The 21,602-nt window shown below is 59.2% G+C and carries 18 protein-coding genes; 8 read left to right on the forward strand and 10 right to left on the reverse strand.

Features of this window, described 5'->3' with window-relative positions; translation table 11 throughout:
* Positions 1 to 63 precede the first annotated feature (63 nt).
* On the reverse strand, positions 64 to 1,887 hold the full coding sequence (aspS, locus tag ACZ6ZO_RS00920; protein ID WP_465289880.1) for an aspartate--tRNA ligase: 1,824 nt from the start codon (positions 1,885 to 1,887) through the stop codon (positions 64 to 66).
* A 147-nt stretch (positions 1,888 to 2,034) separates the two neighbouring features.
* Between aspS and ypfJ the strand changes: the two genes are divergently transcribed.
* Positions 2,035 to 2,907, forward strand: a complete 873-nt coding sequence (ypfJ, locus tag ACZ6ZO_RS00925) for a KPN_02809 family neutral zinc metallopeptidase (RefSeq protein ID WP_182386231.1) — start codon at positions 2,035 to 2,037, stop codon at positions 2,905 to 2,907.
* Between the two features lie 79 nt (positions 2,908 to 2,986).
* Here ypfJ and ACZ6ZO_RS00930 read toward each other — a convergent pair whose 3' ends face one another.
* Together ACZ6ZO_RS00930 and ACZ6ZO_RS00935 are read right to left on the reverse strand one after the other, a co-directional pair.
* Positions 2,987 to 5,008 (reverse strand): YhgE/Pip domain-containing protein, encoded by a 2,022-nt coding sequence (locus ACZ6ZO_RS00930; protein ID WP_182386232.1) that lies wholly within the window; start codon positions 5,006 to 5,008, stop codon positions 2,987 to 2,989.
* Positions 5,005 to 5,670: a hypothetical protein gene (locus tag ACZ6ZO_RS00935; RefSeq protein WP_182386233.1), complete on the reverse strand. Its 666-nt coding sequence runs from the start codon at positions 5,668 to 5,670 to the stop codon at positions 5,005 to 5,007. The genes ACZ6ZO_RS00930 and ACZ6ZO_RS00935 overlap by 4 nt, the downstream gene beginning before the upstream one ends.
* A 102-nt stretch (positions 5,671 to 5,772) precedes the next feature.
* Here ACZ6ZO_RS00935 and ACZ6ZO_RS00940 point away from each other — a divergent pair, with 102 nt between their 5' ends.
* From ACZ6ZO_RS00940 to ACZ6ZO_RS00960, 5 genes are read left to right on the forward strand one after another with little or no spacing between them, the layout of a single operon-like run.
* Positions 5,773 to 6,333: a TetR/AcrR family transcriptional regulator gene (locus ACZ6ZO_RS00940; protein WP_465289883.1), complete on the forward strand. Its 561-nt coding sequence runs from the start codon at positions 5,773 to 5,775 to the stop codon at positions 6,331 to 6,333.
* Positions 6,334 to 6,348: 15 nt separating this feature from the next.
* Positions 6,349 to 7,077 carry a CBS domain-containing protein gene (locus ACZ6ZO_RS00945; protein ID WP_465289885.1) on the forward strand — a complete coding sequence of 243 codons (729 nt, stop codon included), beginning with the start codon at positions 6,349 to 6,351 and terminating at the stop codon, positions 7,075 to 7,077.
* A 53-nt stretch (positions 7,078 to 7,130) separates the two neighbouring features.
* Positions 7,131 to 8,243 carry an LLM class flavin-dependent oxidoreductase gene (locus ACZ6ZO_RS00950; protein WP_465289887.1) on the forward strand — a complete coding sequence of 371 codons (1,113 nt, stop codon included), beginning with the start codon at positions 7,131 to 7,133 and terminating at the stop codon, positions 8,241 to 8,243.
* A complete protein-coding gene (locus ACZ6ZO_RS00955; protein WP_465289889.1) occupies positions 8,243 to 8,878 on the forward strand; it encodes a CE1759 family FMN reductase in 636 nt (211 codons plus the stop codon). The genes ACZ6ZO_RS00950 and ACZ6ZO_RS00955 overlap by 1 nt, the downstream gene beginning before the upstream one ends.
* A gap of 11 nt (positions 8,879 to 8,889) precedes the next feature.
* Positions 8,890 to 10,251, forward strand: coding sequence for an L-serine ammonia-lyase (locus ACZ6ZO_RS00960; RefSeq protein WP_465289891.1), 1,362 nt, complete (start codon positions 8,890 to 8,892; stop codon positions 10,249 to 10,251).
* Here ACZ6ZO_RS00960 and hisS read toward each other — a convergent pair.
* Both hisS and ACZ6ZO_RS00970 read right to left on the reverse strand, forming a co-directional pair.
* Complete coding sequence (hisS, locus tag ACZ6ZO_RS00965; RefSeq protein ID WP_465289893.1) at positions 10,248 to 11,525, reverse strand: histidine--tRNA ligase; 1,278 nt, start codon at positions 11,523 to 11,525, stop codon at positions 10,248 to 10,250. The genes ACZ6ZO_RS00960 and hisS overlap by 4 nt on opposite strands.
* A gap of 21 nt (positions 11,526 to 11,546) precedes the next feature.
* Complete coding sequence (locus ACZ6ZO_RS00970) at positions 11,547 to 12,191, reverse strand: MBL fold metallo-hydrolase (RefSeq protein WP_465289895.1); 645 nt, start codon at positions 12,189 to 12,191, stop codon at positions 11,547 to 11,549.
* 80 nt (positions 12,192 to 12,271) lie between these two features.
* Here ACZ6ZO_RS00970 and ACZ6ZO_RS00975 point away from each other — a divergent pair, with 80 nt between their 5' ends.
* Together ACZ6ZO_RS00975 and ACZ6ZO_RS00980 are read left to right on the forward strand one after the other, a co-directional pair.
* On the forward strand, positions 12,272 to 13,123 hold the full coding sequence (locus tag ACZ6ZO_RS00975) for a peptidylprolyl isomerase (RefSeq protein ID WP_465289897.1): 852 nt from the start codon (positions 12,272 to 12,274) through the stop codon (positions 13,121 to 13,123).
* Positions 13,124 to 13,414: 291 nt separating this feature from the next.
* On the forward strand, positions 13,415 to 13,723 hold the full coding sequence (locus tag ACZ6ZO_RS00980; RefSeq protein WP_182386242.1) for a hypothetical protein: 309 nt from the start codon (positions 13,415 to 13,417) through the stop codon (positions 13,721 to 13,723).
* Positions 13,724 to 13,877: 154 nt separating this feature from the next.
* Here the strand turns inward: ACZ6ZO_RS00980 and ACZ6ZO_RS00985 are convergent, their stop codons facing one another.
* The 5 genes from ACZ6ZO_RS00985 to secD all read right to left on the reverse strand — a co-directional run bounded on the left by ACZ6ZO_RS00985 (position 13,878) and on the right by secD (position 21,540).
* The gene (locus ACZ6ZO_RS00985; protein ID WP_465289899.1) at positions 13,878 to 16,166 is read right to left on the reverse strand and encodes a RelA/SpoT family protein; all 2,289 of its coding nucleotides are present in this window, start codon (positions 16,164 to 16,166) and stop codon (positions 13,878 to 13,880) included.
* Positions 16,167 to 16,225: 59 nt separating this feature from the next.
* Complete coding sequence (locus tag ACZ6ZO_RS00990; RefSeq protein ID WP_465289901.1) at positions 16,226 to 16,771, reverse strand: adenine phosphoribosyltransferase; 546 nt, start codon at positions 16,769 to 16,771, stop codon at positions 16,226 to 16,228.
* Positions 16,768 to 18,315, reverse strand: a complete 1,548-nt coding sequence (locus ACZ6ZO_RS00995) for an ABC transporter substrate-binding protein (protein WP_465289903.1) — start codon at positions 18,313 to 18,315, stop codon at positions 16,768 to 16,770. Before ACZ6ZO_RS00995 ends, ACZ6ZO_RS00990 begins: the two co-directional genes overlap by 4 nt.
* A 337-nt stretch (positions 18,316 to 18,652) precedes the next feature.
* The gene (secF, locus tag ACZ6ZO_RS01000) at positions 18,653 to 19,756 is read right to left on the reverse strand and encodes a protein translocase subunit SecF (protein ID WP_465289905.1); all 1,104 of its coding nucleotides are present in this window, start codon (positions 19,754 to 19,756) and stop codon (positions 18,653 to 18,655) included.
* The gene (gene secD / locus ACZ6ZO_RS01005; protein ID WP_465289907.1) at positions 19,756 to 21,540 is read right to left on the reverse strand and encodes a protein translocase subunit SecD; all 1,785 of its coding nucleotides are present in this window, start codon (positions 21,538 to 21,540) and stop codon (positions 19,756 to 19,758) included. Before secD ends, secF begins: the two co-directional genes overlap by 1 nt.
* Positions 21,541 to 21,602: the final 62 nt, after the last annotated feature.

The raw sequence follows: 21,602 nt of genomic DNA on the forward strand, positions 1-21,602 counted from the left end.
GGTCACACAAGAAAGTGGCCAACGCATCTGCGCGCAAGCCACTTTCCGATACTTGGTCGTCCGCTAGCTTTTCAGCTCAGCCTTCTTCGGCTCAGCCTTCTTTGGCTCAGCCTTCTTTGGCTTTGCGTCGATGCCGGCTTCCTTACGCTGCTGCGGGGTGATCGGTGCCGGAGCGTCGGTCAGCGGGTCGACGCCGCCACCGGACTTCGGGAAGGCAATGACGTCGCGGATGGAGTCGAAGCCGCCCAGCAGGGAGACGATACGGTCCCAACCGAAAGCGATGCCGCCGTGAGGTGGTGCACCATAGGAGAAGGCCTCCAGAAGGAAGCCGAACTTCTCCTGCGCTTCTTCCTCGGTAATACCCATCACCTTGAACACGCGTTCCTGCACGTCACGGCGGTGGATACGGATGGAACCGCCACCGATTTCGTTGCCGTTGCATACCAGGTCGTAGGCGTATGCAGTAGCTTCGCCTGGGTTCTCATCGAAGGTATCGATCCATTCCGGCTTCGGCGAGGTGAATGCGTGGTGCACTGCGGTCCACGCGGAGTGACCGAGCGCAACGTCGCCAGAGGCCGTCGCATCGGCAGAAGGCTCGAACAGTGGCGCATCCACGATCCAGGTGAATGCCCAATCACCTTCCTTGATCAGGCCCAGCTTCTTAGCGATCTCGCCACGAGCAGCGCCAAGCAGCGCACGGGAGCTCTTAGCATCGCCAGCTGCGAAGAAGATGCAGTCACCAGGTTGCGCGCCGACGTGAGCTGCAATGCCTGCGCGCTCCTCATCGGTGATGTTCTTGGCTACCGGGCCGGCCAGTTCGCCGTCCTCGCCCACCAGAATGTAGGCCAGGCCCTTGGCGCCACGCTGCTTCGCCCAGTCCTGCCATGCGTCAAGCTGACGACGTGGCTGGGAGGCACCGCCCTGCATCACGACGGCACCAACGTAGTCATTCTTGAACACGCGGAAGGTCGTGTTGGCGAAGAACTCGGTGCATTCCACGATCTTGATGTCGAACCGAAGATCCGGCTTGTCGGAGCCGTAGTACTTCATGGCATCGGCGTAGGTCATCCGCGGGATGGGCGTTGGTACGTCGTACCCGATGAGCTTCCAGATTTCGGTGGCAAGCTGCTCACCCAGCGCGATGACGTCGTCCTGATCCACGAAGGACATTTCGATGTCCAGCTGGGTAAACTCGGGCTGCCGGTCGGCGCGGAAGTCCTCGTCACGGTAGCAACGGGCGATCTGGTAGTACCGCTCCATACCAGCAACCATCAGCAGCTGCTTAAACAGCTGCGGGGACTGCGGCAGCGCATACCAGGAACCTGGCTTCAAGCGAGCTGGAACCAAGAAGTCACGGGCACCTTCAGGGGTGGAACGCGTGAGCGTTGGGGTTTCAATTTCGGTGAAGTCGTTCGCATCCAGCACGCGACGAGCAGCCTTGTTAACCTCGGAACGGAGGCGCAGCGCGTTGCCCTGGGATTCCCGACGCAAGTCCAGGTAGCGGTACTTCAGTCGGGTCTCCTCGCCAACTTCACCGGAGTTCGACTGGTCGTCGATCTGGAATGGCAGTGCCGCTGCCTCGTTGAGAATTTCCAGCTCCGTGACGTTGACTTCGATGTCACCGGAAGCAAGGTTCGGGTTCTCGGAACCTTCCGGGCGTGCTTCCACAACACCGGTGATACGCAGGCAGTATTCGGAACGCAGTGAGTGTGCTCGCTCGGCCACTTCACTTTCCCGGAACACAACCTGTGCGATGCCGGAGCGGTCGCGCAGGTCAATGAAGATCACGCCACCGTGGTCGCGACGACGCGCCACCCAACCAGTCAAAGTGACAGTTTGCCCAACAGATTCTTTACGGAGTTCACCCGCAAGGTGCGTACGCAACACTTCAGATCGTGTCCTTCCAGCGAAAACGTCTAACGTCATTTAGTCTGTCGGCCAGTCTACCTGCCACAGTTGGTGGAGTACACGATTACCTCACCCAATACCGCCATTACGCCCCGTTATCGCCAGTGATGTGGAAAGATTATCGCCATGACATTCCGCGAAGACGCTGACTATTCCGAAAAGTACGCCCGCACCGGAGGCGGAGGCCGACGCCTCGCTGCTGGTGGTGGCATCGGTTCCCTGCTGCTGGTGGGCTTATTCCTACTTCTCGGTGGCAACCCCGGCGATATCGGTGAAATCCTCGGCGATAACACCCAACAGTCCAGTGGTGAGGCTGGATATCTCGAAGGTTGCGATAGCGCGGAAGCCGCCAACACTCGCGCAGACTGCCGAGTGGAAGAAGCAGGTGTGTCCACCAACAAGGTGTGGGAAAAGGTTTTGCCCGAGCAGGCAGGACTGCAGTACACCAAGCCAGGACTCGTCGTGTTCACCAACTCGACCATGTCCGGTTGCGGTATGGCATCCGCTAACACCGGTCCGTTCTACTGCCCTGCCGACGACACCGCCTACTTCGATGTATCATTCTTCAACCAGCTAGAAAAGCTCGGAGGTGACAACGCACCACTGGCACAGATGTACATTGTGGCCCACGAATTCGGGCACCACGTACAAAAGATCGAGGGCACTCTCGGCCTTTCCAACTACAACCAGCCGGGCGCAGATTCCAATGCGGTCAAGATCGAACTGCAGGCCGACTGCTACGCCGGCATCTGGGCCCACCACGCTGACAAGGGCGAAGGCGCGATGCTGGAGACAATCACTAACGACCAGGTCCGTTCCGCTGTGGAAACAGCCGCTGCGGTGGGCGACGACAACATCCAAAAGCGGTCCGGAGGCGAGGTTCGACCGGACCTGTGGACCCACGGCTCCTCCGCCGACCGCGCTAAAGCTTTCATGACGGGATACCAGCAAGGCACCATGAAGTCCTGCGACACTCTCGGCCGCGGGGTATATAAGTAGAAGCTAATAGGAAATTTAGCGTATAGATAGGATGATTCTAGCTTAAAAAATCCCATCCGTACGCTAAATCCGGGTTGCCCTAAATATTCAGCTCCGGATGCAGGGTATCCAAGCTCATGACCCGGTCGCGCCAGGCGGACAGCGTGGTGATGGTGAGTGCGCCGATGAGGACGCAGCCGAGCACCAGAATTGATTGCGTGAGGCGTCCGTCCCAGACGGAGTGTCCCCCTACCAGCATCTGTCGGAACAGGTTCACTGAATAGGTAATCGGGTCTATCGTGTGGAACCAGCGCAGGAAGGCTGGCTGTGTTTCCGGCGGGTAGAGCCCACCGGAAGAGACAAGTTGCAGCGCCATCAGAATGATGCACAGCAAGCGGCCTGCCGAGGTCCCCACGAGGGCGTTGATGGATTGAGTGACGGCCACGAAGGTCATGGATACCCCAATCAGCGCAGCCCACAGCCCGAGTGGGTGTACGGCGTGGGCCCCGAGGAGGAATTCGAGGACGAACCATACTGCGGTGGCCTGGAGGCTGCCAATAATGATGCCGGGGATCCAGGAGGAAATAGCGACCCGGAAGGGGTGCATGCCGGCGTCGATGGCACGCCGCTTGAGGGGCCGCAGCACCATGAACATCATGGTTCCGCCGAGGAACATGGCCAGCGATGCGAAAAATGGTGCGAGACCGACACCGAATTTGGTCAGCTCTTGCCCTTCATTGTGGGTGTTGACCATTCGTCCCAGCATGGTGGAGGCGTTTTCGCGTTTGTCGTCGTCGAAGTTGGGGACTTTTTGGCTGGCGTCGCTCAGTTTTAGGGATAGCTCCCCGGAGCCTTCGTCGAGTTGCACCAGGCCATCACGCAAGGCGGCTGCTCCAACGGAGAGTTGTTGGGTGCCGTCGACAAGCTGCGTGGTGCCCGCGGTGAGAGTTTTCGTGCCGATGACAAGCTTGCCCGACCCTTCTGAAAGCGCACCAAGTCCCGTGGCCAGCTGGCTTGCGCCGGTTCCAGCCGCGGTCATGCCTTGGCGGTACTCGGACTCAGGGTTGTCCAGCTGGTACGCGAGGGCGTGCGCGCCGGTCTGGAGGCGCTGCAGGTCGGCGGCGGTTTTCGATGCGGGCCCGACGCCCTGCTGGCTTATCGACGCAATGACCCCATCAAACTGGTTGGCCAAGTCGATCGCTGCTGGGATGCCCAGGGCGCGAAGTTGCGCCGAAGCGTTCACCAGCGGAGCCAGCACTTGGTTTTGGGCGTTGGTGAGGCCGCCTGCCATCCCGACGATCTTGTCTACCCCGGCAGCGATTTGGGAGGCTCCGGAACCGAGCTGGGTGGTGGCCCCTTGTAGCTGGCCCAGTCCGTTATCGAGCTGGACTGCGCCGTCGGCAGCTTTTTTAATCCCTGCGTCTAGCTGGGATGTGCCGTTGGCAAGCTGTTGTGCACCGTTGTTGAGTTGGGTGCTTTTCTCGGCGAGAGTGTGGTTGCCCTCGGCGAGCTTATCGGAGCCGGTGCGGGCCTGGCTGACGCCGTCGCTGAGTTTCTTGGAGCCATCGGCTGCCTGCCCCAGACCGCTACTGATGGTGTTGAAGCCGATGAGCAGCTGGTTGGTGGCCTTTTTGCCGAGTTCCGCGTCGATGGTGCTCACGACCTGGTTTGTGACGGTGTTGCCCAGCATGGTGGCGATGAAGCCGTTAGCGTTGTTGTACACCGTGGCGATCTGCGCGGCATGCGGATTGTCGCTATCGACGCTGGTCACAGCCTCGGAAAAGTCGGTGGGCAGTTCGAGCGCGAAATAGTAGGTACCGTCGGCGACGCCACGTTCTGCCTCTTGCGCTGTGGCTTCGACAAAACCGACCTTGTCGCTCTCGATGAGCTTGCGCTGGACTTGTTCACCGGCGTTGATGTGCTCGCCCTTCACCTCGGCTCCGGTGTCGGAATTGACCACCGCTACGGGGAGGTCTTTCAGGCCCGTAATTGGGTCCCAGTATGCCCAGGGGAACAATCCGCCGAAGATCAGTGGGAGGAGAGTGAGAACAACGAAGGCCGCGCGTGGGAGTTTGCCAGTAGCAAATCGACGCAACTCAGAGCCAATGTGGAACAGGTTCATTGGACGCTTCCTCCGTCCAGGGAAATAACGGTGTCAAAGTCTGAGTGTTCATCGGGATTGGTTGAGGCCACCAGGACAGGCACTCGTTCAGAAAGGCGCCGGAGCTGAGAAATCAAATCTGCCCGGATGGCTCCGCTGCGAACCTGGTCGATGTCGTCGATGATGACGAGGGCAGGTTCGGGCCTCGCAAGGAGTGCCAGAGCGACACGCAACAGGAAGCGGTCGGCGGGCCCCAGCTTGCCGACGTGCAGCGCCGGATCAAACTCGAGGGCAAACAGCTCTGCGAGTTCTTTCCACCGCTCGATCTGGTCGACGTCGCGCGGGGTGCGCCGGTACCACGGCGCTGACCAGGCAGATACCTCGCGAATGTAGGTGGCGGCGGAGACGTTGCGGTCGAGGCCGTCGATGTCCGGGACACCTGCGAGGGCAACTTGTTGCGCGATGCTGCGAGGCGTGGAAAGTTCCTCACCGCCCACTCCGCGCAGGACGATGCTGCCTTCCCGCGGCTTCATGCGTCCGGCGAGCGTGAGCATAGTGGTGGTTGCGGAAGACTCCCGACCTGTGGTGACCAGATTGAGGGGTGTGGTCAGGGTGAAATCCGGGACATGTTGTCCGGTAGCGACCACAAGGGAGTCAACATGCAAAAAAGTATCCGGGGGCATCGGTTCCTAATTTCCTAACCGGAGGTTGGACTATCACTTAACTGTGGGTCTATCATGCTCCTACAGAGATACATTCGCAAATATGGAGGTGGGAAGCCAGCCATGCGTGCTGATGCGCGTCGACGCAGAGAGGCAATTATCGAGGCCGCGAAGACTGTTTTCGCAGCCGGCCCAGACTCAGGCACGTTGGAGGATGTAGCCAAAGTGGCCGGGGTGGGCATCGCCACCGTGTACCGCAACTTCCGCGACAAGGATGCATTGCTCATCGCGCTTCTCGACGACCTCCTGGCCGCGATCGTCAGCCTCCAAGAAGACACGCTTGCCTCTTTCGAATCAGAACCGGAACGAAAGTGGCACGCCTACGCTCATGGTCTTATTGACCTTGGCTTGGCTCCGCTGATCGTCAAAGCGAGTGATGACACGGTGCGCGAGCTACTTCCCCACTTCTTGGAGTTCCGCGACCAGATCACAGCCAACAATCGACGGATTGTCGGCTTGGCCCGGCAGCATGGACTGGTGCGGGCGGATATTTCTTCCGCACTGTTTATTAACGGCATCATTCAGGCAGCCCGGCCAGCAGTCACTACCATCCTGCCGGCGGTGCCGAACGTGGAAACCCAACTGGTCGATATTGTGCTCACCGGGCTCCGGCCCGTCTCCTGACCTAGTCTGGAAGGTATGACCACGTCGCCAGCCACAGCTTTTCTCGCAGCTTTTAACGCCATCGAGAGCCACCTTCGGAACGCCTTGAATGCACGAAATTCCGATAGCTTTTCCTGGATGGTGCGTCAGGCAGCGCAGCGCCGGATCATGACAGAGCGCCAGTCACGCACGTTGTTGGACTATGCGGAGTTACGGAACGCAATTGTCCACGGCGAGTTCGATGATGGTCAGCCGATCGCTGACCCCCGCGAACAAACAATCACAACCATTGAGGCTATTCGAGATAGTTTGCTTCATCCCCCGTCAGCTCTCACTGTCCTCGGCCCCCTCCCCGTGCGGACGGTGGGCCCGGAAGATACCATCGCTGACGTGTTGGAGCTAGTGCGCACGACACAGTTCACCCAGTTCCCCGTGTATCAGGGGCGCCGGTTTCATGGCTTACTTTCCGCCCGCACACTCACCCGGTGGGTGGCCAATGACTATACGGATAACGGCACACTCGATGCTATGACGGTCACTGACGTTTTACGCTACGCCAGTAACTCGGAGGCGGTGGAGTTTTTGCCTCGTAATGTCTCGGCCACGACGGCTCTGCTCACTCTCCTTAGCCCCGGCTCGATCCAGTTTGCGCTGATCACAGAGAACGGGCACCAGCATGAGACCCCGCTGCGCGTCATCGGTCGTAGCGATCTGCCTACTCTCCATGCGGCAACCGAGCCGGTGAGGGCTGTTCGAAAACGCTAACAAAAAGCATTATTGTTGATGTAACAATATTTTCTCGGTCAGTTAGGATCCACATGCAATTCGGAATTTTTACCATCGGCGACGTCACTACGGATCCCACCACCGGGCGCAGCCCCACCGAGGCCGAGCGCATCCAATCCATGACTGACATCGCACTCAAAGCGGAAGAGGTAGGCCTTGATGTGTTCGCGACTGGCGAGCACCACAACCCGCCTTTTGTCCCCTCATCCCCCACCACGCACCTGGGCTACCTTGCCGCAAAAACCGACAACATTATCCTGTCCACCGCTACCACGTTGATCACCACCAATGATCCGTTGAAGATCGCGGAGGACTACGCGTTCCTGCAGCACCTATCGGGTGGCCGCGTGGACCTGATGATGGGTCGCGGGAACACCGGCCCCGTGTATCCCTGGTTTGGTAAGGACATCCGCCAGGGCATCCCGCTCGCCGTGGAAAACTATCACCTGCTTCGTCGTTTGTGGCGCGAGGATGTGGTGAATTGGCAAGGTGAGTTCCGCACCCCGCTGCGGGGCTACACCAGCACCCCAGCCCCACTGGACGGCGTGCCTCCGTTCGTGTGGCACGGCTCAATTCGTTCGGTCGAAATCGCAGATCAGGCAGCCTTTTATGGCGATGGATTCTTCCACAACAATATTTTCTGGAACAAGGAACACACCGCTCGCATGGTGAACTCCTATCGGCGCCGCTTCGAACAATACGGCCACGGCAGGGCCGACCAAGCGATCGTCGGATTGGGCGGTCAGATTTTCGTGGCCGATTCTGAAGCCGAGGCAAAGCGCATCTTCCGCCCGTATTTTGACAACGCCCCAGTGTATGGTCACGGACCGTCGCTAGAAGAATTTACCGAAGTAACACCACTGACCGTCGGCACGTGCGAGCAGGTCATCGAACGCACCATGCAGTTCGCGGATTGGGTCGGCGATTACCAACGTCAGCTTTTCCTCATCGACCACGCCGGGCTGCCCCTTACAATGGTCCTCGAACAGATCGAGATTCTCGGTCGCGACATCGTTCCGGAGCTGCGCCGTCGTATGGAAGCGCGTCGCCCGGACCATGTGCCATCCAATCCGCCCACGCACGCTACCCTCAAAGCACAACCAGATTCGCCGCACTTTAAGGTCATGCCAGGAAAGGAAAGTTAATGCATCACCTCGTTGTGATCAACGCAGGCTTATCGACGCCCTCCTCGAGCCGCACCCTCGCCGAGCAACTCGCGGCAGCAACGACCACCGCACTTTCCACGCGTGGCGAAGCCTCAGACATCCACTACATTGACCTGCGTGACCTGGTAATGGACCTGGCGCAGTCGTTTACCAACCCTGGTTTTAGCTCTCCGAAGCTCAGCGCCGCGATTGAGCGCACGGAATCGGCGAGCGCTCTCATCGTGGTCACACCCATTTACAAGGCAAGCTACTCCGGCGTATTTAAGATGTTCTTCGACATCATTGATCAAAAAGCGATCATCGATAAGCCGGTACTCATGGGCGCCACTGCCGGTAGCCCTCGGCATTCCCTCGCTCTCGAACACGCTGTCCGTCCCCTGTTTTCCTTCCTGCGGGCACGCACCATCGCCACCGCGGTGTTCGCTGCTACCGAAGACTTCGGTGGTTCCAACGAACTCGGGGACCGGATCGTGCGCGCAGCCGGTGAATTGGCTACCAGTTTGACGTCGGTAAGTACGACCGTCGGCGGGCTCGGTGGTACCTTCGCACGCGACGGAGAGTCAGATGACCTGGGGGAAGGCAGCTTCGCGGACAGAATAAGGAAATATAACTAAAATCGCGTGCTATGACGATTAGTGTCGTAGATCTCTTTAGCGTAGGTATTGGCCCTTCTTCCTCCCATACCGTGGGACCGATGCGCGCGGCCCAACGATTCATCACAGAACACCCCGCCACGCACGTGGACATCGAACTGCGTGGCTCACTCGCCGCCACCGGCAAAGGACACAGCACTGACCGTGCAGTCCTCCTAGGCCTCCAAGGCTTTGCCCCCGCCACAGTGCCCGCCGACGTAGAACCCACCGCAGGCTCCGACATCCCCGCCAGCGGAACCTTGCCCGGCGGACTTACCTATTCCATCACCTTTGACACCGAACCTCTGCCCGCACACCCCAACGCAGTCATCTTCCGCGCCGGGGACCAGGAGGAGTGCTACTACTCCGTAGGTGGTGGCTTCATCCTTTCCGCCCCTGAATACGAGGAACAGCACAACCAAGGCGGTGTCGGCGCCGGCGTGTCCACCACCGGCCGCCCCGACGATGTCCCCTACTATTTCACCTCCAGCGCCCGCTTGCTCATGCTGTGCCACAAGTATGACCTCAGCATCTCAGACCTCATGAAGGCCAATGAGACTGCGTTGCACGGCTGGGAATCCGTAGAAGCACATCTCGACCTGGTGTGCCAGACGATGCGCGAGTGCGTCACTGCCGGTATCTCTACGGAAGGCATACTGCCGGGCGGATTGAACGTGGAACGTCGCGCGCCGGGCCTCTACAAGCAGCTGGTACGGAAGCGGGAGCAGCTTGCCACCGATGCGTTCGGAGCGATGGAGTGGGTGAACCTCTATGCCCTCGCGGTGAACGAAGAGAACGCCGCCGGCGGCCGGATTGTCACAGCCCCGACCAATGGCGCCGCTGGCATTATTCCTGCGGTGATGCACTACGCCCGCGATTTCCTGCCACAATTCACTAAGGCCGAATCACGCCGATTCTTGCTGGCGGCCGCCGCTGTGGGCCTGATTATCAAGGAAAACGCCTCGATCTCTGGTGCCGAGGTCGGCTGCCAGGGCGAGGTGGGTTCCGCGGCTGCAATGGCTGCTGCAGGCCTAAGCGAAATTTTGGGAGGCACCCCGGAGCAGGTCGCTAACGCCGCCGAGATTGCGCTGGAGCATAACCTGGGGCTCACCTGCGATCCGGTGGGTGGTCTAGTGCAGATTCCATGTATCGAACGCAACGCCATCGCGGCGGTGCAGGCGATCAACGCGGCGCGATTGGCGAACCTGGGCACTGGTATCCACCACGTGTCGCTCGACGATTGCGTCCGCACGATGGCCGACACCGGCCGCGACATGATGAGCAAATACAAAGAGACCTCCATGGGAGGCCTCGCTGTACATATTGGGTTGCCGGTCAACCACACGGAGTGTTAGCCGAGCGCTGCACCGAGCTGCTTCACGACGCTCTCCAGCGCCACCTCTTCCTGTGAATGTTCGGCGAGGTTCTTCACTGCCACCACGCCGGATTCCAACTCCCGGTCGCCGAGCACGAGGGCGTAGGCTGCGCCTGCCCGGTCTGCGCCCTTCATCGCTCCCTTGAGCCCGCGATCGCCGTATGCCATGTCGGCGGAGATCCCAGCGACGCGCAGCTCGTTAATCAGGCCGACCATCCGGCGCTTGGCTTCTGCCCCCATGGCCACACCATAGACGTCGACACGGTTACCTGCGGTGACCTGCTGTTGCTCAGCCTTGAGAGCGAGCAGAGCGCGGTCTACACCCAGACCGAAACCAACGCCGGAGAGCTCCTGACCGCCGAGTTGGGCCATGAGCCCGTCGTAGCGGCCGCCGCCACCGATGCCGGATTGGGCACCGAGGCCGTCGTGGACGAATTCGAAGGTGGTCTTGTTGTAGTAGTCAAGTCCACGGACCATACGCGGGTTGATGACGTACGGCACGCCCATGTCGTCGAGCAGGCCGAGGACGGTGTCGAAGTGGGCCTTGGACTCGTCGGAGAGGTGGTCGAGCATGAGTGGCGCGTCGACTAGCAGCTCTTTCATTTCTGGGCGTTTGTCGTCCAGAACGCGCAGCGGGTTGATGTCAGCGCGACGGCGGGTTTCTTCGTCGAGCGGCAGCTTGAACAGGAATTCTTGCAGCTTTTCGCGGTAGGCCGGGCGGCAGGTGTCGTCGCCAAGGCTGGTGAGCTCCAGACGGAAGCCACTTAGGCCGATGGAGCGGAAGCAGCGATCCGCCAGGGCAATGACCTCAGCGTCGAGGGCTGGGTCATCGATGCCGATGGCCTCGACGCCCACCTGCTGCAGCTGGCGGTAGCGGCCAGCCTGGGGGCGTTCGTACCGGAAGAATGGGCCAGCATAGGTGAGTTTCACGGGTAGCTGTCCCCGGTCGAGGCCGTGTTCAATGACGGCGCGCATCACACCGGCGGTGCCCTCGGGGCGCAAGGTCACGGACCTATCCCCACGATCGGCGAACGTGTACATCTCCTTAGACACCACGTCGGTGGATTCACCGACGCCGCGGGCAAACAGGGCGGTTTCTTCAAAGATCGGCAGCTCGATGTGCTCGTATCCAGCCAGGTGTGCTTGATGCGCAAAGGTGTTGCGCACGGCGAGGAACTCCGGGGAGACCGGTGGGACGTAGTCCGGCACGCCTTTGGGAGCGGACAGGGGCTGGAATTTCTTTGCTTGACTCACAACGAAAAACTTTACCTTGTTCTATTTCAGTTGTTGCAGGAAGGGGTTAGTGGCACGCTCGGCCCGGATCGTAGTAACGTCCCCGTGTCCCGGCAGCACATTCATTTCATCCGGCAGAGTGAGGACTTGTTCCCGCAGCGAGGTCAGCATGTGCGCGTGATTGGAGAAGTTCAGGTCGGTTCGACCGATGGAGCCTTTAAAAAGGACATCGCCCGCGAAGCACACCTGTGCGTCGGCGTTCACGAGCAGCACTGATCCTGGCGAGTGGCCAGGGGTGTGGCGGACCTCAAAGTCCACACCGGCCATGGAGACGTTATCGCCGTGGTTCATCAGTTTCAGGTCGGAAATAGCAACCATGCTGTCTGCGTCGAAAAGCTGCCGCGTTTCCTCCCTCATGCCCGCCCCCTTATCGAGCATGAACTCATCCTCAGGGTGGATGTACACCGGCACCCCGAACCGCTGCGCCAATGAGCCGGCGTCGCGCGTGTGGTCGATGTGACCGTGCGTAAGCACGATCGCCTCTACTCTTAGCTGCTGCTTGTCGACGGCCTGTACCACCCGATCGTGGGCGTGCATGCCGGGATCGATGATCACACAAGCGCCTTCGTTGACCCAGAAGTAACAGTTTGTTTGGAATGGCCCAGCGGCAAACCCCATAATTTCCATGCCCTCACCATACTCTGCCAAGGCACTCGACTAGGATTAATGAACGATTTATGTCCTCTTCTATGGAAAGCAACACTACTGTGACTTCTAATAAGCAACGGCGCGAACAAGCTATGCACAGCCTCGAGCGGGAACTGAAAAGCCGCGATCGAGCGGAAAAGACGAAACCACTGGGCGTCATCGTGACCGCCGCGGTAGTGATCCTGGCGCTCGTCGGCGGTATTTGGTTCGCAGCCACCCGAACCAATGACACCGAAACCGAGGCTGGCTCTGAATCCACCCAGACGCAGCCATCCACCGAAGCGCCAGAAGTAAAACCACTGGCCATGAAGCGTGCCACTGCCCTGCCGGACACTGTGGAATGTGCCTACCCGGCCAGCGGCGAAGCAGCCAAACCGGTGACCGCGCCGGCTAAGACCAGCGGCGTCCCAGCAACGGGCACTGTGAACGTCACCCTGACCACCTCCCAGGGCCCCATCGGACTTGATCTGGACCGTGCTGCGTCGCCATGTACCGTTAACGCCATCGAGCACCTCGTGAGCAACGGTTTCTATGACGACACTGTGTGCCACCGCCTCACCACCGCTGGCCTGTTCGTGCTGCAATGTGGCGACCCATCTGGAACCGGAACCGGTGGTCCAGGATTCTCCTTCGCTAATGAGTACCCCACTGACGAGATGGCAGACGACCCACAGGTGATCTACCCACGAGGCTCTGTAGCAATGGCAAACTCGGGCAAGGACACCAACGGTTCCCAGTTCTTCCTGAACTTCAAGGATTCGCCACTTGCCGCCAACTACACCTACTTCGGTCAGATCGATGAGGCTGGATTGGAAACTCTGGACAAGGTTGCAGCTAATGGCGTGCAGGGAGGCGCTGCGGATGGTGCCCCAACTGAAGAGGTGCGCATCACCAAGGCTGAGGCGAAATAGTAGGCTCCCCCGCAGGTACCACTAACACCATAGGCCCCTTCAGCAACAGACCTTGATAACAATTCCATAACAAGTTTCCGGCTTTTCACACTAGTTTTCAGTAGTGGAGCCGGAATCTTTTTTGCCATACCTCAAGGTAGAAGCAATATTTTATGGTTCGGTAAGCAATTTTTAAGGTGTCATATTTGAACAACTTTTACACAGGAAACTTTTACTAACCCGTTGCATTGTTACGGTCCGACCCATATCATGTTGGAAGGTTCACCGCTTCTACAAGACGATAGGAACAATATGAAGCTCTTCTCCCGCAAGGCAATTGCTGCAACCGTCGCTGCCGCTGCGATCTCCACCGGCGCTCTGACCGCTCCTGCAATGGCTGCTCCTTCTGTGACCGTTGTTGCCCAGGAAAACAAGAAGGAAGACGCCACGAAGCCAGCTAACGGCGATGGGTCCACCGACTTCGTCTCCGGTTCTTCCGACTTCGACTCCAAGAAACTCAAAGAGGTCGTTGCGACTGTTTCCGGTATCGGCAGCCTGCTGGGTGCTATCATCACCATCTTCAAGAACTTCGACGCTATCACCAAGCTGCTCAAGTTCTAATACACTGGCACTTCAAGCCTTGCATTAAAAGCCCGCTAGGAATACTCCTAGCGGGCTTCGCAATTCAGAAGCGAAATCCAGCGTACGGATGGGACGATTCGTTGCTCAAAAATCCCATCCGTACGCTAAATTTCCCGAGTATCCTCTCACCCCGCTACCCGCCTGACGTCAAGCGGTACACGTCATATACGCCTTCGATATTGCGCAAGCGCGCCATCACGGAACCCAATTGTTTGGTGTCCGAAACTTCGAAGGTGAAGCGCGCAACGGCGACCCGGTCGTCGGCGGTATGGATGTTCATCGCGGTTGTGGTGAGGCGTTCCTCGTTGATAACGCGAGTAATGTCCATGAGTAAGCCGCTACGGTCAATCGCCTCAAGCTGCAGGTTCGCCGCAAAAACCGCCTTGCTTTCCGACGCCCACTCCACCTTAATCAGCCGCTCTTTTTCTTCGAAGAGTTTGGCGGCGTTGGTGCAGTCGGCGCGGTGCACGGACACCCCGCCGCCTCGGGTAATGAAGCCGAAGATTTCATCACCGGGTACTGGCATGCAGCATTTGGCGAGCTTGGCCATCACGTCGGGACTGCCGTCGACCAGGATCCCGGAGCCAGTGGCAGCGGTGTTTCGTGCGTGAGACTGCGCGTTGACGATTTCGCTGAGTGGGGCGCGGGACGCGAGGACGTCTTGGACGTCTTCGTCGTCACCGTAGTAGGCGGTGATCTGTTCTACCACGTGCCGTGGTGTGATTTTGCCGTCGCCGATTGCGGTGTAGAGGGCGTCCACGTCTGGGAAGTTCAGAAGGGAGGCCACATCCTTCATGGAGTGGGCGTTGAACAACCGGTGCTTCGGCAAGCCGCCTCGCTGAATTTCCGCTGCGAGGGCGTCGCGACCAGCCTCGAGAGACTCCTCGCGGCGTTCCTTTGCGAACCATTGGCGAATCTTCGCTTTAGCGCGTGGCGAAACGACGAACTTCTGCCAGTCCTGACTCGGCCCAGCGGCAGGATCCTTGGAGGTAAAGATCTCAACGCGGTCCCCGGATTTGAGTGCGGATTCCAGTGCCACCAACTTGCCGTTAACCTTCGCACCAATGCAACGGTGCCCAACTTCGGTGTGCACGGCGTAAGCGAAATCCACCGGGGTGGAACCAGCTGGCAGGGTTACCACGTCACCCTTAGGAGTAAAGGCGAAGATCTGTTTCGTGGTGAGGTCGTAGCGCAGGGAGTCTAGAAACTCGTTTGGGTCGGCTGCTTCCTTTTGCCAGTCCAGCAGCTGCCGCATCCACGCGATCTGGTCGACCTCGGTTTGTTCACCGGAGTTTTTGCCCTTGGTTTCCTTGTATCGCCAGTGCGCTGCGATGCCGAATTCCGCGTTGTAGTGCATTTCGTGCGTACGAACCTGCACTTCGAGGGGCTTGCCACCGGGGCCAATGACTGTGGTGTGCAGCGACTGATACACACCGAACCGTGGTGCGGAAATATAGTCCTTGAACCTGCCTGGCATCGCTGGGTAGAGGGCGTGGACGGCGCCGATGGCTGCATAGCAATCGTGGATGCTGTCGACCAGGATGCGGATGCCGACGAGATCGAAGATCTCGTCAAAGTCGCGTCCCCGGACGATCATCTTCTGGTATATCGACCAGTAGTGTTTTGGTCGTCCCGCGACCTCGGAGACGATGTGGTTTTCCTTCATCGTTCCGGAGACCGAATCAATAATCTCCGAAAGGTAGCGGTCACGGCTGGGAGCGCGATCAGCAACAAGCCGGACGATCTCGTCGTATTTCTTCGGGTACAGGATGGCGAAGGAGAGGTCTTCTAGCTCCCACTTCACTGACGCCATGCCCAGACGGTGCGCCAGAGGCGCAATCACTTCCAGAGTCTGGCGGGCTTTCTTCGCTTGCTTTTCTGGTGGCAGGAACCGCATGGTGCGCATGTTGTGCAGCCGGTCCGCCACCTTGATGACCAAGACGCGAGGGTCTTGGCTCATCGCGACGATCATTTTGCGGATCGTTTCGGCCTCAGCGGACGCGCCGAGGGCAACTTTATCGAGTTTGGTGACGCCGTCGACAAGCCGCGCTACTTCCTCACCGAAGTCGGCGGTGAGGTCTGCAAGCGAGTAGTCCGTGTCTTCCACGGTGTCGTGCAGCAGAGCGGCAACCAGCGTAGTAGTGTCCATGCCGATCTCCGCGGCGATCGTCGCGACGGCCAGCGGGTGGGTCACGTACGGGTCTCCGGACTTCCGGAAAACCCCTTCGTGGAGACGTTCAGCAGTGTCGTAGGCGCGTTGCAGCAGCGCCGCGTCGGCGCGGGAATGGAACTGCCGGTGGATGCTGAGCAGTGGTTCCAGGATCGGATCGATCCGCGTGCGCCCACCGGTGAGGCTGCGGGCTAACCGCGCAGACATACTGCGCATGTTAACCTGCTGTTTTTGCTGCTTTCGCTCGGCCATCACACACCCCTTCGTAACTACCCCTCTATGCTACCCATCACAGGTATCGCGGTGAGTAATCAGTACTGTTCGTTCAGAACCACCACTGGTGCGCCCGCGAGTCGATCGCGGCCACCAAGGCCGGGAACTTCCAGGACCACAACGTATCCGACGACCTCCGCGCCGCATTTTTCCAGGAGGTCATGCGCCGCGACCAGGGTGCCACCGGTAGCGAGGACGTCATCGACGAGCACCACTTTCTTACCTTCTACCTCGATGCCACTGGCTGGAATTTCCAGCGCCGCCTCGCCGTATTCCAGCGAATAAGACTTGGTGTGAACTGGTGGCGGCAGTTTGCCCTTCTTGCGGATTGCCAGGATGCCTTGCCCAAGCTTGTAGGCCACGGCGGAGCCGAGGAGGAAACCACGTGCATCGAGTCCCCCGATGATTTCGGCGCCCATGCCCTTAGCAGCCGCCGCGAGTTCGTCCACGATGATTGAGAACCCTTCCGGGCTGGCCAGCACCGGGGTGAGGTCCTCGAATAGGATGCCTTCGCTGGGGAAGTCGGGGACTAACCGGACGAGGTCGGTTAGTGCTTCGTGCGCGGTGGCGTATCGGTTGCTCACTTGGTGGTCCCTTCTACCCAACGTTCCATGTTCCATCCGATGCCGGAGAGGGAGCTGTTGGGCACAATATTGGCAATCTTGCTGTCATAGACAATAGTGCGTGGTTGGGCTGCTAACGGAATGGTGTCAGTTTCGTCCCACAGTTGCTGTTCGGTGGCACGCAGCTTTTCGACGTCATCAAGTCCCCCATCAACGTGTCCGTATCCCTGATGTGGATCAGCGGCATACAGGAAGGCGTCAAGAGATCCCTGATAGTCGCGCTCTCCCCCGTGATAGTTTTCCTTCCGGCTCACATCACCCAGCGATGCGTTGTCAGAGGAGGCATCGACCACCGTGATTCCGGCGGGGGAACACGAGGCTTGAATTGCCGCGACCATCGCCTGTTTCCGCGGGTTTGGGCCTGAATAGCCGATGCGGATCGTTTGTCCGCGCAACGCCTCAGCCTCCGCCAGGTTGACGCCGACATGTGCCGCACCGACCGATTCCAATTGGGCGTTAATAGGATCATCAGCGTTAGTCAGTCTGCTGGTCATGGGCATGACCTCTACCCCAGACTCGGTGCTGGAAACTCGAGCGATCTCTTCTTGGTTCACGCATGCGGCAAATGCGCGTCGTGAAGCAGCCTCTGCAAAAACACCCGCATTGCCCAGTGCTAACACCTCGGTAAGCAGCCCCGCCTCGTGCTGAACCGTAAACCTGTTACGCGGATCGTCGCGGTTCACCCACGGGATGTCCTTGACGCCTACCAGGTCGGCCACCTCAACACTGTTCGACTCATTGACCTCCACCAAGTCAGTGTTCTGCGGCCACATCATGACGCGCTCGATGTTCGCCGCGTCGCCGTGGAAATTCTCATTGCGCACAAGCTGCACCTGCCCCTGCTCCCCCACCGACTCAATCCGGTACGGGCCTGCCGACACCTGCAACTCCGGATCAAAGTTCCGCAGATCAAAACCCTTATTCCACAGCTGAGCAACCGGCATCAACGCAGCGCGATTGTCAGACTGCAACAACGCAACGAACTGCTCCTCAGACAGTCCCAACCGTCGGCCCACTGCATGCGAAGGCACCACCGTTCCCGGCCCAAACAACTGGCGCCAACGAGCCCCCGTATTTTCCTTGAACTTGACCGTAAACTCCCGGGCGCCCGCAACACAATCAACGGACGCAACCTGCTGCATCAGCGGCGCACGAGAGCCAAACAAACTCGGATGCGACCCTGCTTTCACCGCCAACAAAAAGTCCGTACACGTGATTGGCTCGCCATCCGAATACGCCGCTTTCGGATTAATCTTGTACACCACCTGGATGTTCGGGCCGGGCAGCAGCTGGACAGTCGCCAAATCGCGATTCGGAATCATCTGCCCCGACGGCCCCGGAACAAACACAGGAGGATACAACCGCCCCGCCAGCATCTCGCTCGCGGTGGAAACCCCCACCAGTGTCTGGGCATTCGTGGTCAGCAATGGCGAAGCGACGGCGTAACCAAAATGGTCTACGTCCGAAGCTGGGTTTCCCTGCGAACAGCCCGCAACGGCAGTCACTGTAACCACAGCAGCCAGAGCGCGTGCATGCTTTAGCGCAGACTTTATAAGCCCACAAGCTGACTTACCAAACCCAAACATGACGCACCTTTAGCTCATTTGCTATCAACCGAATCAATTATAGTGCCCACGGAATGACTCACTGTGCTCGGGCTACGCACCACACTGTGGTTAGCTGACGAGATGCTTGCAACCACCCCGACATTATGCCCCCGAGAATGCTCCAAAAACACCCCCAACGGGCCCGAACTTCGGGAGGGTAATGTCGGGACCTTTGGAAACAGAAACAGAAAAACAGCCGGCGGTTACCTCAGTCGCCGACTGTTTTCTTAATGCACTACTGCCCTGGTCGCCAGGTTTTTCCATTGCCCATGGTGTCGCGGAATCCTTGTGGGATGTTGTCCGCCACTGGTGTCACTATGCGGGTGACTGGAGTTTCTTCCGGGTTTTTCCCAGCGCGCAGGTCGAGAACTGATTGTTCGTGTTCCTGCATTTTCTTTTGGCGTCGCTTGAGGGATACCAAGATTGGGGTCGCCAGGAATACGGAAGACAAGGTGCCTTCGATGACGCCGATGAGCTGCACGAGGGCAAGGTCTTTGAGGGTGCCTACGCCCATGAGCCAAACTGCCACGACCATGAGTGCGATGATAGGGAGCGCGGAGATCACGGTGGTGGAGATGGAACGCATGACAGTTTGGTTCACCGCTAGGTTCGCTTGTTCGGCGTAGGTGCGGCGTCGGGAAGCTTCAAAGCCTGCGGTGTTTTCTTTCACCTTGTCGAACACGACCACGGTGTCATACAGCGAAAAAGCCAGCACGGTGAGCAGGCCGATGATGGTCGCTGGGGTGACTTCAAAGCCGACGAGCGAGTAGATTCCGGAGATCAACACGAGGTCCACGAGGAGGGCACTCATTGCTGCGATGGACATGTCCCGTTCGAAGCGGATCGCGATGTAGACGAAGGTCAGGATCAGGAACACCGCCATGGCCATCAGCATGCGGTTCGTGATCGTGGAACCCCAGGATTCAGACACCGTGGAGTCGCCAATGGCGTCTGGGGTTGCCTCGCCGGTTTGGTCGGTCGGCTGGAACTTCTCGAACAGCGCCACGCGGGCGTTGTCGATCTGTTCCTCGGTGAGTCGTTCGGAGTTGATCTCGACCATGCGAGAGTCGCCCGCGCCGACCACCTGCACCAGTTCTGGGGTGATGCCGGTGGCGTCGACAAATGTTTCTTCGACCTGCTCGACGCTGTAGTTCGCGTCGGGCATGTTCATTTTCGTGCCGCCCTCAAAGTCAATGCCGAGGGAGAATCCGCGCAGCGCGATCAGCGCGACGCTAGCGGCGAGGAGTACGGCGGTGATGCCGTACCAGAGTTTGCTGCGGCCGACAAAGTCGATTCCGCCTTCGCCTGTGTAGAGGCGGCTGAGGGTACCTGCGGTCATTAGTTCTTCTCCTCTACGTCGGCGAGCTCGCCTGCTTCACGACGCCGTTGCGCCACCCTCGTCACCGCGCCAAGGCCATTGACCCCCGGTCGGGCGAACCATGGGTGCCGGGACGCCAGGATGACCAGTGGCCCGGTGAGCAGGAAGGTGACAAACAAGTCAAACACGGTAGTAAGACCCAGGGTGAATGCGAAGCCCTTGACCTCACCAACAGCCAAGATGTACAGCACCACGGCCGCAATCAAGGACACAAAGTTACCGGTGAGTACTGTCCGCTTTGCGGAATCCCACGCCCGTGGAACGGAGGAACGGAACGTGCGGCCGTCGCGGATCTCGTCCTTGATGCGCTCATAGAACACCACGAAGGAGTCAGCCGTGGTGCCGATACCGATGATGAGGCCTGCGACGCCAGCCAGATCCAGCGAGTAGCCAATCCACCGCCCCAGGATGACGAGTGAGCCGTACACCAAGGCGCCAGATGCTACCAAAGTAAACAGCGCGAGGACGCCAAAGACCCGATAGTAAGCCAGGGCGTAGAGCGCCACAGCGATGAACCCGACGAGGCCTGCAATAAGACCGGCCTTCAGCGAGGCCACGCCGAGGGACGCTGGGATCGTCGTCGTGGTGCCGCCCTTTTCGCCATTTTCACCGGCGAAGCTCAGCGGCAGCGCACCGTACTTAAGGTTGTTCGCTAGATCCTGCGCTTCCTGCTGCGTGAAGTTACCGGTGATCGAGGTGGCAGATCCGGCTGGAGTTGCGCCTTGAATCGTCGGTGCGGAAATAATCTGGGAGTCCAGCGTGATCGCTACTTGGCGCTGCAGGTATTCCTGCGTGACTTTCGCCCAGGTAGCGCCACCTTGTTCACCGCCTTCTGACTTAAAGGAAAAACCGATTTCCATCTGGCCGGTCTGCGAGTTCAATCCACCGGAGATTGGCCGGTTGGAGTCGATCTCGTTACCCGTCAGGCGCTTGCCACCTTCTTGCTCGCCCACCAGCAGTGGCACCGGTTCCAGAACGTATTTCTGGCCACTGGTATCACAGGTGACGAACGGCTTGGCCGGGTCATCCGAGCCGGCCAGCGGATCCAGCTCTTCCGTGCACTGCATTAACGACGCGGCTGCGAACTGCACGTTCGGATCGTCACTCTGCCGGTCCTTGCGCAGCATTTCGGTGATCTCCTGGCGGCGCTTCGTCGCCTCAACGGAGTTCTTTGGCTCCTCAGGTCCAGCGGCGCTAATCTCCTTGACCTCGAATGGTGCCTCCCCCTCTGCGAGTCCGCTATTAACGGATTCGATCAAGCCCTTCATGGACGTGTTCGCCTGCTCAGAGGTGATCAGGCCTTTTTCCACCCATCGGGTGGCCATGTCGGTAGCGGAATCCACTACTGCCTTGGCGTCCGGCATACCCGGCTGCGACACCGGGCGGAACATCAGCTGCGAGGTCTGGCCCAGCGCCCGGGCTTGGCTGGTGTCTTCACCAGGAACCGTAATAACGAGGGTATTGCCGTCGGTGACGACGCTCGCGCCGCTAACACCCATGCCGTTCACACGGTTTTCCAGAATCAGGCGGGCTTGAGCCAGCTGGTCTTGGGTCGGCTCAGCGCCTTGCGGCACGAGCGTGACTCGGGTACCGCCCTGCAGGTCAATACCAAGTTTCGGGTTGGCGGTGCGGTCACCGGTGAGGAACACCACACCGTAGACGAGTAAGAGGGCGAGCACGAACAAACCAATAGCTTGTTTCGGCCATGCCCGACGGCCGCGAGGTCGTCCAGACGTGCTTGACACTAACGAACTCCTTTTAAAGGTGGTCGGCTGTAACGAGGAGCCGAACCACGGTCATGTAAAAA

Source organism: Corynebacterium sp. NPDC104732 (assembly GCF_055583565.1).

Coding starts and splice junctions, on each gene's coding strand:
- ypfJ (WP_182386231.1), top strand. CDS start 2,035: ATGACATTCCGCGAAGACGCTGACTATTCCGAAAAGTACGCCCGCACC.
- ACZ6ZO_RS00930 (WP_182386232.1), bottom strand. CDS start 5,008: ATGAACCTGTTCCACATTGGCTCTGAGTTGCGTCGATTTGCTACTGGC.
- ACZ6ZO_RS00935 (WP_182386233.1), bottom strand. CDS start 5,670: ATGCCCCCGGATACTTTTTTGCATGTTGACTCCCTTGTGGTCGCTACC.
- ACZ6ZO_RS00940 (WP_465289883.1), top strand. CDS start 5,773: ATGCGTGCTGATGCGCGTCGACGCAGAGAGGCAATTATCGAGGCCGCG.
- ACZ6ZO_RS00945 (WP_465289885.1), top strand. CDS start 6,349: ATGACCACGTCGCCAGCCACAGCTTTTCTCGCAGCTTTTAACGCCATC.
- ACZ6ZO_RS00950 (WP_465289887.1), top strand. CDS start 7,131: ATGCAATTCGGAATTTTTACCATCGGCGACGTCACTACGGATCCCACC.
- ACZ6ZO_RS00955 (WP_465289889.1), top strand. CDS start 8,243: ATGCATCACCTCGTTGTGATCAACGCAGGCTTATCGACGCCCTCCTCG.
- ACZ6ZO_RS00960 (WP_465289891.1), top strand. CDS start 8,890: ATGACGATTAGTGTCGTAGATCTCTTTAGCGTAGGTATTGGCCCTTCT.
- ACZ6ZO_RS00970 (WP_465289895.1), bottom strand. CDS start 12,191: ATGGAAATTATGGGGTTTGCCGCTGGGCCATTCCAAACAAACTGTTAC.
- ACZ6ZO_RS00980 (WP_182386242.1), top strand. CDS start 13,415: ATGAAGCTCTTCTCCCGCAAGGCAATTGCTGCAACCGTCGCTGCCGCT.
- ACZ6ZO_RS00985 (WP_465289899.1), bottom strand. CDS start 16,166: ATGGCCGAGCGAAAGCAGCAAAAACAGCAGGTTAACATGCGCAGTATG.
- secF (WP_465289905.1), bottom strand. CDS start 19,756: ATGACCGCAGGTACCCTCAGCCGCCTCTACACAGGCGAAGGCGGAATC.